The organism is Thauera sp. ZXT1-4, assembly GCF_052598215.2.
In genome coordinates, this window is record NZ_JBQWSN020000015.1 from 35,311 (window position 1) to 49,421 (window position 14,111).

The following is a 14,111-nucleotide window of genomic DNA, read 5'->3' on the forward strand; positions in this document are numbered from 1 at the left end:
CGTCACCAAGCCTCTGACAGCCTGCTGACCATCACGCAACCCCGCCCCGAGCGGGGTTTCGCACGTTTATAGACTGGAGATCGCGATGTAGCGACCAAAACGAACACATCCTGCTGAAAAAGAAAAACCCCGCATCGGCGCCAACCGTGCGGGGTAGATCTTAAAGGGGTGATGCTTTTCTGCTGACTTGTACCAACCGGCGCCAACCGGTCAATAAGCCTCCAATCACTGAGGCGAATGGTACCAAACAGCGGAAAAACGTCAAGGATTTCTGTTGCCCGTGAAAACGGGCAGATCCGGACTTTTTCACGTGACTACCTCAATTCGCCCTAATGCGGGCCGTGGGGGCTGCGACGGCCCACGGCCGCGCTTTCTCCCTGCCCCGCTGATCAACGCACGAGCCGCGGTGATGAACCGCTTGTTCTGCCAGGACCTATCGCAGACCGGCCGCCAGGTGCTTTACGGTGTGCTGGCTTTTTTTAAGCTTGGCCATCCTGAGCAACCTGTTTTTGCCTTTCGTGACACGCTTCAAGCTGAAACCCTGCTCGGCAGCCGAGCCTCGCTGTACCGTGGACTCCAGGAAGCTGAAGACAAAGGCTACATCCGTCGCGAGCAAGTCCGCACTTGGGGACGCCGCTGCTATGGGCAGTTCAGTCGAAGCAACATCTACGTGCTCGAGAAGACCTTGTTGATGCTCGGGCTGACAGGCCCTCGGATACTCTCGACCGCGCCCGCCTCAACGCAAGCGACCTCGATCGAGGTCGAACAGCACACAGGAGCAGGCGTATCCCCCTCCCCCTCCTCCTCCTCCGCTGCGTTCGACGCCCTCACCTGCTCAGTCGATTCTCTAAGTACCGCTGGCCTGCTCGAGCTCGAGGACTCACTTGAAGCCTACGACGCACGGCACCAGGCAGAGATCATCGAGTCGTGGGAAGACGGTCGCACCGACTGGGAGGATGACGAAACAGGCTGGGAGGCGGACACGGCTCCCCGGGAGCCTACGGCTGTCGGCCTCCGTGACACTTATCCACAGGTGCCGTGTCCCACCGTGAGACACGGTTTACAAGAGAGTGAACCTACCCTTGATCTACAGCTAAAAGGACAACTTCCCACGCGCGAGCGCACGCCCAACGTGTCGTCGTTGAAGGATTCTCCCGAAAACATCGACCCCCAAACCCGCTTGCCCAAAGACGTGCTGCCACTCATGCAGCTCGGTGTCTCGAGAATGCTCATCTGCACGCTCATGGCCTACGCCAGACGCCAAGGCCAGCAAGGGGTGCTCGGTGCTGCGGTGAAGCTCTTCTGGCCGTACATCGAAGGGCTGCGGGGGCGTTCAGTCTTTGCCTACCTGCGCAAGATCCTGAGCCAGAAGCGCGACTTCAAGCATCTGCTCAACCAGCAGACCGCCACTGAACTCGACGGCCAGCTCACCCCGCACGCCACAACGCGTCTGCAGGAAAAGCTCACGCTGTTGCTGTCCCGGTGCCACGGCTGGCTCGCGCGCAATGCGGAAGGGAGGGTGCTTGGGACGCTTCAGGTTCGCGGTGAAAACGGCTATATCGAAGGGGTCGATCCGCGACGCGGCCGTGTGGCGATCCCGGTGAATCTGCGCGTCATGCAAGCTGTTGAAGAAGGGCGCATTCACCTACGTCCGATGGCCGCCTGAGCCCGCACGCGGCTCGAGAGACAGGAGAACGGACATGGCAGAAACCACAGTCGGCACCCTTCCCGCGCTGATTCTGGCCGGATCGCCAGCCCGGTGTAGTCCAGAAAGACCAGGCCAAGCACGTAGCCAACGGACGCAAAATGCGGTGCTCCCCGCAGGGCCCGCAGCAGACCGGCCGCACACAGGACCACCAGCAGGGGGACGGTTGCAAACCACCGCTTCGCAACAGCAGGCTCCAGGCCCCGAGCAGGATCATCAGCACCCCGAGCCCGACTCTGATGCAGAAGGACCAGAACATCACGGCCACCGGCCGCCGGTCTTCGCGCGGGAATTCCTTCAGCCCGGAAAACTGGCAGTCTCAGCTGTGCGTGAGAATCAGGCTCCCGAGGCGCGGGATCTCGATCGCGAAGCGGTTTTCCACACGCTCCGATGATCCAGCTCGATCAATCCGCTACGATCCGACGTAAGCGCCCTGCTGCAAGTGCTTCTAGAAACTCTGCGTTCATCCGGCCGTATCGCACCACATCTCCAGGTCTCTGGACACGCAGCAGCCCGTTGGTTTCGACTTTAATCAGTGTCCCTTCTTCGCCCCTGAAAAGCTGGCCCTCGAGCTCAGCGCACTTGATATCAACGTGTCGCCCAGCTTCAGACTGCGCCCGCCTGATAGCTTCAGTTTGGGCGTTTTTCGCCGCGACCCATGCGAAGTCGGTTGGCTTGTGGATCATGGCCCGAAGGTATTTGAAGACCGCTCTCCCTCGTAGTTTCAGCGCATCGATTCGAGACTTTGCAAGCATCCAGATCGACCCGAGGGCTCCTGCTTTGTTGGCTTCTCTGGCAAGCCGCATGAGGTAAGCAATGGCCGGTTTGTTTAACCCGTAGTCGAACAGTGGGGTCAGTTCGACTGGCAAACGGCTTGACGGGTCTATCTGGGGTTGAGGTTTTTCAGAAAGATCCCCTGAAGACCTGGCGGTTGATTCAGCTATGGCGGTTCCGGGTTGTTCTCTTAAGAGTTGAGGTTTAGTAGGACGTTCAATCTCTTGTATACCGAGGGTCAAATTGACCGACGGTGCCTGTGGACAAAATTTTTCGAGGGGATGTGTCTCCCTGTCATCGCGTATATCCGTGGCAGGCAGCGATTCTGAGGCCTGTGGCGCCTCGAAGGGTCCGTCGGAATAGGATGCGACGTCTGAATGCTTTTCGTCGTCTCCAGCGCCTTCTTGTGCGTCCAGAATCAGATCGGTGACAGGAACTGCTGCCTGAATGGCCTCCCATGCCTCGATAGCATCGAGCTGGTCTTGCGAGGGGGGGGTCTGTGGAGCAGGGCAGAGGAGCTCGAGCTCGATCAGGCAGCGATTGGTGAGCCAGGTTTTGGAATAAGCGAACTGTCCATGGCGAGCTGCGTCGCGTCGTCGCCATTGCTCCCTGACCAGGTAGCCGCGATCGGAGAGTTCTCGAATGCCGCGACTGAGCGTTTCAACGCTGCCCAGATGGCACTCCTTGCGTAACACTTCTCTCTCAGGCCACAAAGGCTGATCAAGCTTCCGGATATTCAGGAATGTGAGGAGCCCCGACAACGTGCGCCGGGCAAGGGTGCTCAAGTCTAGAAACTTGAGCGAATCGAAGACGCGTGCTTTAGCGTCGACGAGGAGCTTGGGAAGCCGCCGTGGCTGTGAAGACAGCGGGGCAGCAGAGTATGAGGAGGCCACAAAAACGGTCCAAGAGGCCGACTTTTCCCTTTTTCTGGAAAAAAGTCGATAGAAACCCTTGACGCGTAATTTGCACTTGCTAAGATAGCTCCATCGTTGTGGGATCTATCGGCGCCAACCGATTTTTCTTAGCAAGTACAGATCACGTATCACACGTAATCGCAAGTTGTGCACATAAGCCCTGGGCTCGAGTTCGTACCTCGATCCCAGGGCTTTGTGTTTTCAGTGTCTGGTTTTCTTCGCTAGATGGTGTCTCGCAGAGATTTTGATTGTTTGGTTTTCGGTATCCATCTGGCCTAAAAAGGCGCGTTTGCGATTCTATCAGTTAGCTTATGTCGACGGAAATCTTTTACAAAGCAACCTTATTTGAAGGTAATTGAATCTATTTTGCGTCGATAACGACGCCGGCTTCGACCTTCTCGCGAAGTAAGGACCGATCAGCGTTTTTGTGATGCGCGTAGCCGTTCAGGATGGCGCCATCGTGTATCACAATCGTGCCGTAGCTCACTTCTCCAGTGACGTTGGCAGTCCCGTACAGGTGAACTTCCCGAGCGCGAATGTCACCTTGAACTGTTCCGGCCACAAATACGCGCTCAGCGAGGATTGAACCAAAGACCTCTGATTCTGCGTGCAACAGAACGACGCCTGATCCGTCCGCGATCGTGACGTCGCCCAGCACGCGGCCGTGAATCTTGATTCCCGCCTGGAGGTCCATAGCTCCCTTGACGGTCACACCCTTCGCGATCAGAGAAGTGATGCCAAGACCTTGGGCTGTCTCATGAGAAGTTTGCTTACGGTCTTTCCCTTTGCCTGGAAGTTTGAACATGGGGCGCCTCACTCGAGTACGTAGATTCGTTGGTCGGTGATGACCAAGCCTTCTTCTGGGCTGATTCGTAGGACCTTTCCGTCGAGACCTGCTGCAGTCTGCCCAGCTCGTACGGACTTGCCACTCGAGTCCATAATCTCGCTTTCTCCCTTGAATTGAATGCCAGCAGCCTGTTTGCTGATGACGCGCATCGGCAGCGAGGTCTCGTCGATTGTTGAGGTCTGCGTTGGTGTAGGGGCGATGGGCGGCACGACCATTTGAGCCGGGCGCGGGGGAGGAGGAGCGATTGTGGCTACGGACGGTTGAGGAGCTGCTTGTCTGGCAGGCATCGCTACTTGCGGTTTTTTTTCAACAGGTTTCTGAGGTGTTGTTTTCGTCGCGGCTTCGGAGCGTGGAGACTCCTCAATCGCACTCATTGCGTTCCCGATCAGCGGCAGCAGAGCGGCAAGCGCGGTTTCAAGTTGCTTCGTGCGTGCCTCGAGGCTTGAGACGCGATCCTGGTTGGCTTCGAACAGGGCCTTGTATGTTTCTTCCCGGTCATCAATTGAGGCGTGTAGCGCATCAAATGCATCCTGACGAACCACATCAACAAGGGGTTGCGAGGACTGATGGACAGCACTCTGCTCTGCTGGCCGAGTCGTGGCGACGGCTGCAAACCATGCAGCGGTCGCCACTGCTCCCATGGAGATGACCAACGATGCAATCGTGATCAGCCTCAGTCGCCCGGGTGATACGAGCTCGGCATCGATAACGCGATCACTGTCCTCAGAGCCTACCCCTAGCGAACGCTCAATTTCGTCGTACCTCATCAGTCCTGCTCCTTACGTTCCGGTGTGTTATTTGCCGTCCTAAGCGACCCGATCAAGGCCTCAATGCTTGATAGCGCTGTAATTTTTCCATTGGCTTCCGCAAGCTGTTCTCTCAGTCCGGCGCTCTCCTTGCGGCAATCTCGCAGTTCTTCCCGTGCTTTTTTCTCATTTATTTGAGCGCCTTCAAGCGCTTGTTTAAGCGAGCTTTCTTTCCTGACGAACTCCTGTCGAAGGTCGTCTGTTTGCTTCAAAAGATGCTTTCGGTCGCCGTCTGCTCGGTCATCGGCAAGCTTCATCTGCCGCTCGGCTTCCGCCCTTAGCTCAGCAACCAAGGCTTGGTGACGCTCAGTCAGGGAGGCGAGCGCGAGCTCGTGACGTTCCGTCGCTGATGCGAGCAAGCGATCACCACGCTCGCGTTCAGCCTGGACGCTGCCCTCAAGTTCGCCAATCCGTCTCTGGTAATGGGCGATCTCGGCGTGCAGGTTCTCGTTGCGCTCCGTGAGGTGCTGGACCTCTTCTGTGAGCGCCTGGATGCGCTCTGTGCGCTCAGCACACATACGCTCGAGGCCGGCAAGCTCCTTCTGCAGCAGTAGAGCCTTCTGCACGAAATCATCTGCGGTCGCCCGTAGGGCCTTGTTTTCTTCCTCGAGCGCGTCTTCCTTACGCTCCAGGTCAGCCCGAGCTGCCTCGAGATTCTTGGTGGCTCCGTCCAGGGCCAGATCCCATGATGTACGCGCGAACTCATTGAGCAGATCGACCAAGGGGTCAGGCACTCCTGGCATGCGTGAGAGCGTGAGCTTTTCGTGCAGGTTTGCCGCTTCTGTCTTGACCTCGGCAATGAGCTTCCTGACCACATCTGCGCCGCCTCTGCGGCCGATTTTGGTGTAGATCGCCTCGAATGTTGGATTTCCTCCTTCGGCGAGAACTTCGAAGAAGGCGTTCCGAACGTCCTCGAAGGAAACTGCGGTGGCTCTCATCGAGTGGCCCCTTTCGAGCGAATGGCGAGGTGCCCTGAGACAAGGCAGGCCATCGAGGTGAGGAGTACTACCGCACAGAAGGGCAGGTTGGTACGCGGGGCGATCTCGGGCGCGTAGTGCGGCATCAGGATCAGGGCCAAAGCGCCGATGGCGATCACTCCTGTAAGGATGTGGCTCAGGCCTACCGCCCAGCGCTTCCTCTGTTGCAGGCCGTAGCCCGCAAAGGCGCTTAGGACGGTGGTCCCGAGGAACGCAGCAGAGAGGCTACCGCTCAGGAGCGGGGCGTAACCGCGCACGGCCATCGCCGCCAGCATCGTGCTCAAGAAGACGAATACGGTGGCTGCCACGAAGTGCCATGTCACGGTGAGGCCGCTATAGGTGTTTGCTGTCTGTTCAGAGGTCATGGCTTGGGTCCTTGTCCTTGAGTTTTTGGAGTTCACGTATTTGCTGCGGCAGCCGGGTGAGGGCCAATGCCGTCAGCAGCGGAGAGACTGATGCGCCGAGCGCTGACGAGATCGTTTCGATCGTCGTGGCAGGGAGGAGCGTGAGCAGGAGCAGCCATGAAGCGCCATCGCTCAACGCGGAGCTGCCTGCCAGGTAGCGACACAGGTACTCGCATAGGCGAACGCACGCCACCAGGAACAAAGCTGCTAGCAGGACTGTGGCCACCAGCTGCATCACCGTCAGGGGCCAGGATCGAAGGGCTGAGCCAAGTGCGAGCGTCAGCACGTTGAGCGTGAACAGGTGGATGAACAGGCCTCGGTGAGCGGTCGGTGGACGCCTCGAGACCGCACGGCCAGCCAAAAGCAGGGCGCCGTGATGCAGGAAGGCTCGCACTAGCCTGAGCCAAGCGGAAAAAGCGCTGCGCACGTTCCGTTGTCCTCAGATTTGTGTGGATAAGTGTGTGGGAAAGAGCCGGTAGCCCTTGTCGCCCCTTGGGTTCGTCGGTTGCTGCATTTTGCGTCAGTGCGCTCACTGGATTCTCGATCTGATTGTAGTGCTAAGGACTCTGATTGTATCGGATTTTTCCAAACGTTTTTCGGACGTCAAACGTCCAAAACTTATTAGTTATGGTCAGTCGGTTCCCATAACCCCCCATTATGGGAACTTTGGAAGGGGGGGCATGGAAGATGGCGGTTCTAAAACACTTAAGGCGGTGGCCTTTGATTGCCCATGAATCAATTAAAATCAAATGTTTAAGTTTGTATTAATAGACGCCTATGTCTAAAATAGAGGCCTAGATTTCAAGATTCAGTGACACAGATGGCCGTAAGTTCAGAATTCAGTGACCCGCGGGTTGATCGCCGATGATCAGAGAGCGCACGCAACGGTTGGCCAGGAACGAACTGCGCGAAGCAGCTTCCGCGAAAGGCTGGTCGCTCTCGAACCTTGCGTATCGATGGGGGGTTACGGTCCGTCATCTGAGCCGCGTCTTCACGGGAGATGAAGTTGAGCAGCGATGGGTCGATGCGGTTAATGGGTTGCCTGTTCTTACGCGGGCCGAAGCGCGGTTCATGAAGATCAGTCGGCTTGCACAGCAGAAGACCAAGCCCGATCTCGAGGTGGGCCCAGGTGCCACTGGGATCTTCGAGGATGAACCGGCTGAGGAAACAGTTTCTGGCGAGCCGCTCTACTCATTCCTTTGTCCAGGAGCGATCCTGATTGCCACGGAGTCGAGAGGGGAGATCGAGGAGGGTGAGGAGTGGGTCGTTGCGGAAGTAAAAAAACTCTTCGCCGGCGGGTGCATGGTGGCTGTGCGACGATGGGATGGTGACGATCTGGTCTGGTTCGAATCGGAAGAGGATTTGTGGTCCTGCATGGTCGAAACCGGCCGGGAGGAAGGTGCTTGATGATCGGTGATGTGGATCTGGTTCAGAAGGGGCAGGTTACAAGGCTGGAGGAGGCCGCTCCCGATCGTCTGCCTCGAGCCTTGGTACGCGCCAACAGCGACGAAGAGCTAATTCGCCTCTGGCTCGACGCCGTAGGCGCCGCCTCTGAAAACACCATGGCTGCGTACAAGGCAGAAACACTGCGCTTTCTGGCATGGATGAAGACGCGGTCAATTTCGCTTGATGGACTTGTCTATGAAGATCTCCAGGATTTCGAAGAGTGGCTCCGGAACCCTCCTGCCGATCTGATCGGTCCTCGACGGCCGATTGGCTCGCCAGATTGGCGTCCCTTTGCCAGCGCAGGGCTTTCCTCTACCTCGGTGGAGAGGGCGCTGAGCGTGATCGCGAACCTTTACTCGTTCCTGCATGAAAGCAGGCGAGTCAGCATGAACCCGGTTAAGTTCTACCGTGCTTGGCAGAAGAACGCGCGCAAAAAAAACCGTAGCCAGCGAACGCGGAAGCAGTTGGAGTCGTCTGTCGAAAGCGCGGTCAGGCAGTGGCTCGATGATGAAGCAGGAGCCAGTATTTCCGATCGATGGTCTGTTGGGGCCTTGTATTTTCTCGGGTTGCGTGTAAGCGAACTGTGCTCAGCCAGGATGAGCGATCTCTTTGTGTCAGACGGTGCCTGGTTCTTGGCGGTGGTCGGGAAAGGGCTTAAGCGGCGCGACGTTGCAGTGAGCAAGGTCTGTTTGAGGTTGCTTGCCGCGTACCGCTTGGACGTCGGGTTGAGTCCCGAGCCCAGGGGTGAAGACTGGCCGCTTGTAGGTTCGAAATGGGACCCTAAAAAGCCCATCACGCGGCGGGCTATGCACAAGCGGATTGTGGCGGCAGGCCTTGATGCGGTATTCGATGAAAACAGCCCGGGGAAGGAGCTGTCGGCGAACCTGCACCCTCACTTGTATCGTCACGCCGCAGCGAGCCGTTGGATTCGCCAGGGAGCTAACTTGCTTTCAGTGCGAGACCAACTTGGCCATAGCTCTGTCACAACGACGGAGATCTATGCGCATCGACCTGACGCAGCTCGACATGCAGATACAGCAGGGGCCGATGACATCGAGAGCGCGAAGGAGATGGAGCGCTAACTCACTTCCTCGGCAGGGGAGCGGTTTTAGTTGTCTCGGTCGACTTGAAGAGGGGGAGGGAGCGCTTGCCCGTGAAAAAAACGCCTTCCTCTGCAACCAGCCCAGCCTGGCTCAGTTTGTTGACCTCTGCTGCAGCTACTTTGACGCTGACTTTCAACTCGTCAGCAAGCTCCGGCACCGTAAGTGGCTGTTCTGCCAAAACTCGAAGAACAGTGTCCCGGAAGCTTGCCCGGGATGGGCTGGACGGGGCGCGGACGGTGTCTTCAACCAAAATTCTTCGTACTGGAGCTGCCGAGGGGCGCTCCGGAAGCGGCGCAATCCCAAGGATATGAGCAATCATCATGCAAGGAAGAGTTCGAATCGCTCGACCAGCTTATCGAATTCATCCAACTGAAGGGATGTTATCGGCTCTTTGCCAGATTCGATCGCGTTCAGGCGCTCGACGGTGATGCCAAGTGCTGCAGCAAGCTTCACGTCATCGCTAGGGGTGATCGACAGACGATTGCGCCAGTCAGAAAACAGGGTCTTGATCTTCTGAGGGTAATCAGAGTTCGCACTGCTAGCATCTCGCAGTTCTCGAGCAGAGATGAGCACCTCAGCAGGAACATTGGCTCTGCCATACAAGTAGCTCGTCAAGCGATCACGCGGGATGTTCAGGGCGAGAGCGTAGTCGTCAATCTTGATACCAAGTTCGCCGCGGATAGCCGCTAGTTCCGCCTGCTCAGGGGAGAGGTCGGTTCTTGGTTTTTTCTCGCTCGTTTCGACTTTGATGACGCCTTGTTGGACGCTATTAGAGACAAAGCCGACGACTTGTCGAGGCTTCTTGGTCTTGGTGGTCATTGCGACGATTTCCCTGTGCAAGAGGTCTTCCGCAAGTTTTTCAGAAAACTTGGAGCGCGCGAAAGCTGTAGCGCTGCCTTCGTCAAGCGGCAAAAGGCTCGTATCAGCCTCTTCGGCGCTGATTCTATCCTCTTCTCCTGGTTCTTGGTTCTCGCTTCGCTGGGAGTCGAGGATCTCGCGGCTAGGGTAAAGGCGCCTTATCGTCTGGGAAGATCGCCACGCGATTGTGTACCAGAAGCTGTAGAAGCCTTCGGGCTCGTCGATCTTGTCAAGGAGCTTGTAGATGACCAGAACTGACTCTTGGAACAGTTCTTCGGAGAGCGATGGACGTACTCCGGTTTTACGTACGACTACTTTGACGATGTAACGAGCGCGGGAATCCTGATAGAGGTAGCAGAGAAAGTTGTCTGCAGTAAGGCTTCCCGCGCGATACGCCTTGATCGCATCTACGGCTGAGAAAAATTTTGGCATCTCTGCTTAGTGTGAGCAGTTAGCCTTTTTGGTCCAAACGCGCCCCAGGGATTCTGCCATCTCGCGGAACTTGTTGTGTTCGTCTGCATCGAGGCTGCGATTCGAGAGGCAGGAGATCACTGTGATCAGTAGATCAACAGCTTCGACGGGCTCAGAGACAGATTCGAGCGCAGTAACGCTCCTGGTGCAGAGCGTGCCGAAGTCCATTTCGGTCTGGCCCGGCTCAAAGCCAAGCAGGGCTTTGCCGATAGCGTCAGTGAGCGATGCTTCTTGATGCATGGTTGTCCTCTTGTGGTTTTACTATGAAATTCTGTGTGCACAATAAATACCTAGTAAGAGGAATTTTACATGCTCAGAGAATTTCGTCCAGCAAACCCAAGGGCATTTTTGCAGTGCAGCGCGACGCCTCCCTCCTTGACGCACGGGCGGTGCTTTGGTAGAGAAACGTTTTTTAAATCTGTTTTATAACAGGGCCTTATATGACTTTCGTCATGGAAACGATGCGTTTTGAGATCATTGCGGCGCGGTAGAGGCCTAGCCGCTCTGCTGTGATCGCTGCGTCTTGCCTGGAGTGCGTGCCAAGTTTTTCGTTGGCTCTGCGGAAAATGTTGTTCACGGTGGCTGTAGTTATTTTCTGCATGGCCGCGATGTCTTTCGTAGAGAACCCTCGCCGTGCGAGGCTGAGAAGCTCAAGCTCGGTTGCTGTAAGGGGGAGAACTCGATTCCGTTCTTCAACTTCCCTCTGCGCTTCCAGCCAGATTGCGGCCTCCTGCCCGATTGCTGCAACGATCGGTACGGCCTCTTCGATTGTCTTGCGTGATAGCTCCTGGTTGTTCCCAGCGTACAAGAGAGCCAGGCGTTCCTGAGCAAGATGAATCGGGACGACTACTCCGTAAGCGAACAGCGCTCCGTAGAACTCCTTCAGGAATTCTTTCTGGCCATTTGACTCGCCTTCAACGTCGTACGGCACGAAGATTGGAGTGTTTGAGTGCTGAGTGTGAAGAACAAACGGATCAACGAGCGCCCAGTTGTTCCTCGCGTACCGCGACATCCAACCGGTCGCGTCTGAGCTCATGGCTATGACGTTGGTCCCGCCAAACAAGCCCTCGGCATCTTTGGTCCCGATCATCAAGAACCATGAACGCATTCCGGCGACTGTCAGCGCAGCAGAAACCAACGCCTCAACCTCCGCCTCGGACTGCATGTAGCGCAGTTTGCGAAGGGCACTCATGAATGGGTCGGTGCGCCGACGCGCCTGGGCTGGATGCATCAGTATTTTGGCGTCATTTTTACTGAATTTTACCATTGCTTGTTTTTGCTATCTGTGAACTGTTTCTCACCTCTAGCGGCCGTGGTCGCCAACACACCTGTCGAGTTCTTATCGTTGAGGTCGCATTACCTTCGTGCAGATCAACGCCTGAATAAGGAGATGAAACATGTACGAAGAAGTCAGGAAGCAAGTTCCGCTGTCGTCGTTCTTGGCATCAATACTGGGGGAGCCGGTGGAGACAAGAACTGGGCCTCGCTGGTCCAGCTGCCCTCACTGCGGTCCAAGTGAGCACGATTCCAGAAAGACGACTCTTTCTGGGAAAGGAGAGTTTTTTCGGTGCTTCGCGTGTGGGTCACATGGAGATGTGATTGAGGCAGCGGCTTTGTACTACCGCTGCTCTCACAAGGAAGCAGCAGCTAAGCTTGCCGGAGACGCACGGGTTGTTGTCCCGTTTCGCCATAGTAGGAGAGCGGCCATTCCTTCGTCTCCGGACGCTGGCTTGGTTGCTGAGGCAATGCAGAAGCTACTGGATGCTCAGGTTGGGTACTGGGACTACAACGTAGTCACCTACCTCACTCAGGAGCGAGGGCTGCCAATGCCACTGTTGAGGGAGGCTCACGATAAAGGGTATCTCCGGATGCTCTCGTCCGATGTGGGAATCGCAGCAAGCCAGGTGGCCCGCACTGTCGGGAATAAACTGTTGTTGGCAAGCGGGTTGCTTAGTCCGGAAAAGAAGCTCCCTGCTATCGTCTATCGACCGATCATGTTCGGGTTTCCCGGTAATGATGCGGTTGAATTCCGTCGCCTCCCTGGTGAGTCATACGGGCCAAAGGCGCTGCGACATGGGAGCGTACTCATGCCGTGGCGATGGAACGAAGGCAGGGGTACGGTTGCGCTGGTGGAAGGTCTGATAGACCTGTTGTCACTTGTGGCAATGGGGTACGAGGACGAGGTGATTGCTGTTCCAGGTTGCCGGCAGTGGAACCATGCATGGAATCCGCTCCTTGCAGATCGGACTGTAATCATCAAGTTCGACCCTGATGGACCAGGTCAGACTGCAGCAGCAGACCTATCAAGTGAACTTCAGTCTGAGGGAATTCGTGCATGGGTCGATTGCCCCAAGGACGGAGATATCAATGACGTGCTGCTGGCTTCGTTGCGACGGAGGGTGGCATGAAGGTGAAGTTCAGCAAGGGCTACAAGATGGCCTCGAGCTCGGTAGCCACTGCCGGATACGACGTCCTCAAGCAAAGGCTGGGTGTTGTGTTCTCAAGCGGCAGCGGCTACGTCTACGATGGTGTATCTCAAAACGTATGGGCCGCTTGGAAGAAGTCCTCCAGTAGGGGGAAGTACTTCAGCGAGAACATCCGCTCGAACTATGCTGGCACCGAGGCGGAGATCTCCTTTTCCACCTTGCGGAACCTGGATGAGTCATCAGTGATTCAGTACACGGCAGAGGACTATATGCTGCCAGAAGATGCTGTGTCCGAAGCCTGGTTCTAGCACCCACTCGCCCGCCCTCACAAACCACATTGTGAGCGGCGGGCTTTTCATTACTGGCCTTTGACATCTCTCCTGTGCAGTCTCAACAGGAGCGAAAAATGGAAAACAAGGGCGACACCTATTCGGAAGACTTCAGGCACGTCTGCGAGTGCAAGTCGTGGGCAAAGAAGGCGCTTCGTCTCAAAAACGAGGGACAAGTGGATGTTCAGGCATGGTGGGTATCGACTTTCGAGCTCATCAAGGGGTACAGGGGGGGCGCGGCTGCTGTGCGCCTGGAGAAAGGCGTTCAGGAGTGGCTGCTGACACGTAAGCAGCAGCTGATTGATGAGCTCTCGAAAGAGCAGAACCTTGAAGGAGCCTAGCTCGGTTGTACATTCTGATAGGATTAAAGTAGGTTCATGCAGCGTTGCATGTGAAATTCAATTTTTACCAATCGACGAACTGCATCTCACTCGTGCAGTTCAACTACCTACCAGGAGAAGATTATGAGCATCATCACCATCACTTCGGCCCTTCAAGGCGCCATGTTCACCCTCACAGCTGAGGAAAAGACGAAAGCCCGCGAGATCCCTGTCGGTAAAGGTGTCAAAGCGGCCGTCGTTCTGGCTGGACACTTGTCCGCCCAGGATGTACGTCAGCCGGACGGTTCCTATAGCCCCGGGGCCTTTGGGCGCTTGCCGATTGAGTGTGCCGTCCATGACGGCCGTTATATCATTTCGGTTGCAGGCGGGCTTCGTGGCACCCTCTTCAAAATGACTGAAGAGGAACGATCGAAAGCGAAGGAGCGTCTCGAGAAGGCGCGCAACAAGGCAGTGTCTGACTCCGACGTGCCGTATTACAACGGCGACCTTGAGGTCGGCGGCGGCCGCAAAGTCTGGCTTTCCGGCTTCGTTCGCGAAGTTGGCGCCGGCAAAGAGCGTCCCCAGGGCGAGAAGTTCATCAGTCTTCAGACTGGTGAAGAGAAGGCTGAACGCCAAGGTGGTGCAAAGCAGCAAGTTGCTGCTGATTCACTTCCGATGTAATAACCAAAACGCACATGCTCATTCTTTGAGTGTGTGCGTTTTTTTTCGTC

At 56.4% G+C, this 14,111-nt stretch carries 18 protein-coding genes; 7 read left to right on the forward strand and 11 right to left on the reverse strand.

Going from position 1 to position 14,111, the window contains the following annotated elements; genetic code table 11:
• Positions 1–409: 409 nt before the first annotated feature.
• A complete protein-coding gene (locus ACUH78_RS12490; protein WP_445333598.1) occupies positions 410–1,666 on the forward strand; it encodes a replication protein in 1,257 nt (418 codons plus the stop codon).
• Here the strand turns inward: ACUH78_RS12490 and ACUH78_RS12495 are convergent.
• From ACUH78_RS12495 to ACUH78_RS12525, 7 genes are all read right to left on the reverse strand, one after another.
• A complete protein-coding gene (locus tag ACUH78_RS12495; protein WP_445333630.1) occupies positions 1,614–2,006 on the reverse strand; it encodes a cytochrome ubiquinol oxidase subunit I in 393 nt (130 codons plus the stop codon). The genes ACUH78_RS12490 and ACUH78_RS12495 overlap by 53 nt on opposite strands.
• A 103-nt stretch (positions 2,007–2,109) precedes the next feature.
• Entirely contained in the window at positions 2,110–3,264 is a 1,155-nt protein-coding gene (locus tag ACUH78_RS12500; protein WP_445333599.1) for a hypothetical protein, read from the reverse strand.
• Between the two features lie 490 nt (positions 3,265–3,754).
• A complete protein-coding gene (locus tag ACUH78_RS12505; RefSeq protein WP_445333600.1) occupies positions 3,755–4,198 on the reverse strand; it encodes a bactofilin family protein in 444 nt (147 codons plus the stop codon).
• Positions 4,199–4,206: 8 nt separating this feature from the next.
• Positions 4,207–5,007: a hypothetical protein gene (locus tag ACUH78_RS12510; RefSeq protein WP_445333601.1), complete on the reverse strand. Its 801-nt coding sequence runs from the start codon at positions 5,005–5,007 to the stop codon at positions 4,207–4,209.
• Positions 5,007–5,984 carry a DNA-binding protein gene (locus ACUH78_RS12515; protein ID WP_445333602.1) on the reverse strand — a complete coding sequence of 326 codons (978 nt, stop codon included), beginning with the start codon at positions 5,982–5,984 and terminating at the stop codon, positions 5,007–5,009. The genes ACUH78_RS12510 and ACUH78_RS12515 overlap by 1 nt, the downstream gene beginning before the upstream one ends.
• Positions 5,981–6,388 (reverse strand): hypothetical protein, encoded by a 408-nt coding sequence (locus tag ACUH78_RS12520; protein WP_011254842.1) that lies wholly within the window; start codon positions 6,386–6,388, stop codon positions 5,981–5,983. The genes ACUH78_RS12515 and ACUH78_RS12520 overlap by 4 nt, the downstream gene beginning before the upstream one ends.
• Entirely contained in the window at positions 6,378–6,854 is a 477-nt protein-coding gene (locus ACUH78_RS12525; protein ID WP_011254843.1) for a hypothetical protein, read from the reverse strand. The genes ACUH78_RS12520 and ACUH78_RS12525 overlap by 11 nt, the downstream gene beginning before the upstream one ends.
• 437 nt (positions 6,855–7,291) lie before the next feature.
• On the opposite strand from ACUH78_RS12525, the gene ACUH78_RS12530 reads away from it, so the two are divergent.
• Both ACUH78_RS12530 and ACUH78_RS12535 read left to right on the forward strand, forming a co-directional pair.
• Positions 7,292–7,834: a hypothetical protein gene (locus tag ACUH78_RS12530; protein ID WP_011254845.1), complete on the forward strand. Its 543-nt coding sequence runs from the start codon at positions 7,292–7,294 to the stop codon at positions 7,832–7,834.
• Positions 7,834–8,955 (forward strand): tyrosine-type recombinase/integrase, encoded by a 1,122-nt coding sequence (locus ACUH78_RS12535; protein ID WP_011254846.1) that lies wholly within the window; start codon positions 7,834–7,836, stop codon positions 8,953–8,955. Before ACUH78_RS12530 ends, ACUH78_RS12535 begins: the two co-directional genes overlap by 1 nt.
• A gap of 1 nt (position 8,956) precedes the next feature.
• On the opposite strand, the gene ACUH78_RS12540 is transcribed toward ACUH78_RS12535, so the two are convergent.
• From ACUH78_RS12540 to ACUH78_RS12555, 4 genes are all read right to left on the reverse strand, one after another.
• Positions 8,957–9,298: an ArsR family transcriptional regulator gene (locus tag ACUH78_RS12540; RefSeq protein ID WP_157866767.1), complete on the reverse strand. Its 342-nt coding sequence runs from the start codon at positions 9,296–9,298 to the stop codon at positions 8,957–8,959.
• Positions 9,295–10,266, reverse strand: coding sequence for an RNA polymerase sigma factor (locus tag ACUH78_RS12545; protein ID WP_445333603.1), 972 nt, complete (start codon positions 10,264–10,266; stop codon positions 9,295–9,297). Before ACUH78_RS12545 ends, ACUH78_RS12540 begins: the two co-directional genes overlap by 4 nt.
• Before the next feature lie 6 nt (positions 10,267–10,272).
• Positions 10,273–10,545: a hypothetical protein gene (locus tag ACUH78_RS12550; protein WP_011254848.1), complete on the reverse strand. Its 273-nt coding sequence runs from the start codon at positions 10,543–10,545 to the stop codon at positions 10,273–10,275.
• Between the two features lie 196 nt (positions 10,546–10,741).
• Positions 10,742–11,572, reverse strand: coding sequence for a helix-turn-helix transcriptional regulator (locus ACUH78_RS12555; RefSeq protein ID WP_445333604.1), 831 nt, complete (start codon positions 11,570–11,572; stop codon positions 10,742–10,744).
• 130 nt (positions 11,573–11,702) lie between these two features.
• On the opposite strand from ACUH78_RS12555, the gene ACUH78_RS12560 reads away from it, so the two are divergent.
• The 4 genes from ACUH78_RS12560 to ACUH78_RS12575 all read left to right on the forward strand — a co-directional run bounded on the left by ACUH78_RS12560 (position 11,703) and on the right by ACUH78_RS12575 (position 14,061).
• Positions 11,703–12,713, forward strand: a complete 1,011-nt coding sequence (locus ACUH78_RS12560; protein WP_445333605.1) for a toprim domain-containing protein — start codon at positions 11,703–11,705, stop codon at positions 12,711–12,713.
• Positions 12,710–13,039: a KTSC domain-containing protein gene (locus ACUH78_RS12565; protein ID WP_334108843.1), complete on the forward strand. Its 330-nt coding sequence runs from the start codon at positions 12,710–12,712 to the stop codon at positions 13,037–13,039. The genes ACUH78_RS12560 and ACUH78_RS12565 overlap by 4 nt, the downstream gene beginning before the upstream one ends.
• A 98-nt stretch (positions 13,040–13,137) precedes the next feature.
• Positions 13,138–13,401, forward strand: a complete 264-nt coding sequence (locus tag ACUH78_RS12570; protein WP_445333606.1) for a DUF7696 family protein — start codon at positions 13,138–13,140, stop codon at positions 13,399–13,401.
• A gap of 123 nt (positions 13,402–13,524) precedes the next feature.
• A complete protein-coding gene (locus tag ACUH78_RS12575; protein ID WP_445333607.1) occupies positions 13,525–14,061 on the forward strand; it encodes a hypothetical protein in 537 nt (178 codons plus the stop codon).
• The last annotated feature ends 50 nt before the right edge of the window (positions 14,062–14,111 follow it).

Coding starts and splice junctions, on each gene's coding strand:
- ACUH78_RS12515 (WP_445333602.1), bottom strand. CDS start 5,984: ATGAGAGCCACCGCAGTTTCCTTCGAGGACGTTCGGAACGCCTTCTTC.
- ACUH78_RS12560 (WP_445333605.1), top strand. CDS start 11,703: ATGTACGAAGAAGTCAGGAAGCAAGTTCCGCTGTCGTCGTTCTTGGCA.
- ACUH78_RS12520 (WP_011254842.1), bottom strand. CDS start 6,388: ATGACCTCTGAACAGACAGCAAACACCTATAGCGGCCTCACCGTGACA.
- ACUH78_RS12555 (WP_445333604.1), bottom strand. CDS start 11,572: ATGGTAAAATTCAGTAAAAATGACGCCAAAATACTGATGCATCCAGCC.
- ACUH78_RS12505 (WP_445333600.1), bottom strand. CDS start 4,198: ATGTTCAAACTTCCAGGCAAAGGGAAAGACCGTAAGCAAACTTCTCAT.
- ACUH78_RS12570 (WP_445333606.1), top strand. CDS start 13,138: ATGGAAAACAAGGGCGACACCTATTCGGAAGACTTCAGGCACGTCTGC.
- ACUH78_RS12490 (WP_445333598.1), top strand. CDS start 410: ATGAACCGCTTGTTCTGCCAGGACCTATCGCAGACCGGCCGCCAGGTG.
- ACUH78_RS12575 (WP_445333607.1), top strand. CDS start 13,525: ATGAGCATCATCACCATCACTTCGGCCCTTCAAGGCGCCATGTTCACC.
- ACUH78_RS12530 (WP_011254845.1), top strand. CDS start 7,292: ATGATCAGAGAGCGCACGCAACGGTTGGCCAGGAACGAACTGCGCGAA.
- ACUH78_RS12550 (WP_011254848.1), bottom strand. CDS start 10,545: ATGCATCAAGAAGCATCGCTCACTGACGCTATCGGCAAAGCCCTGCTT.
- ACUH78_RS12540 (WP_157866767.1), bottom strand. CDS start 9,298: ATGATGATTGCTCATATCCTTGGGATTGCGCCGCTTCCGGAGCGCCCC.
- ACUH78_RS12545 (WP_445333603.1), bottom strand. CDS start 10,266: ATGCCAAAATTTTTCTCAGCCGTAGATGCGATCAAGGCGTATCGCGCG.
- ACUH78_RS12535 (WP_011254846.1), top strand. CDS start 7,834: ATGATCGGTGATGTGGATCTGGTTCAGAAGGGGCAGGTTACAAGGCTG.
- ACUH78_RS12565 (WP_334108843.1), top strand. CDS start 12,710: ATGAAGGTGAAGTTCAGCAAGGGCTACAAGATGGCCTCGAGCTCGGTA.
- ACUH78_RS12510 (WP_445333601.1), bottom strand. CDS start 5,007: ATGAGGTACGACGAAATTGAGCGTTCGCTAGGGGTAGGCTCTGAGGAC.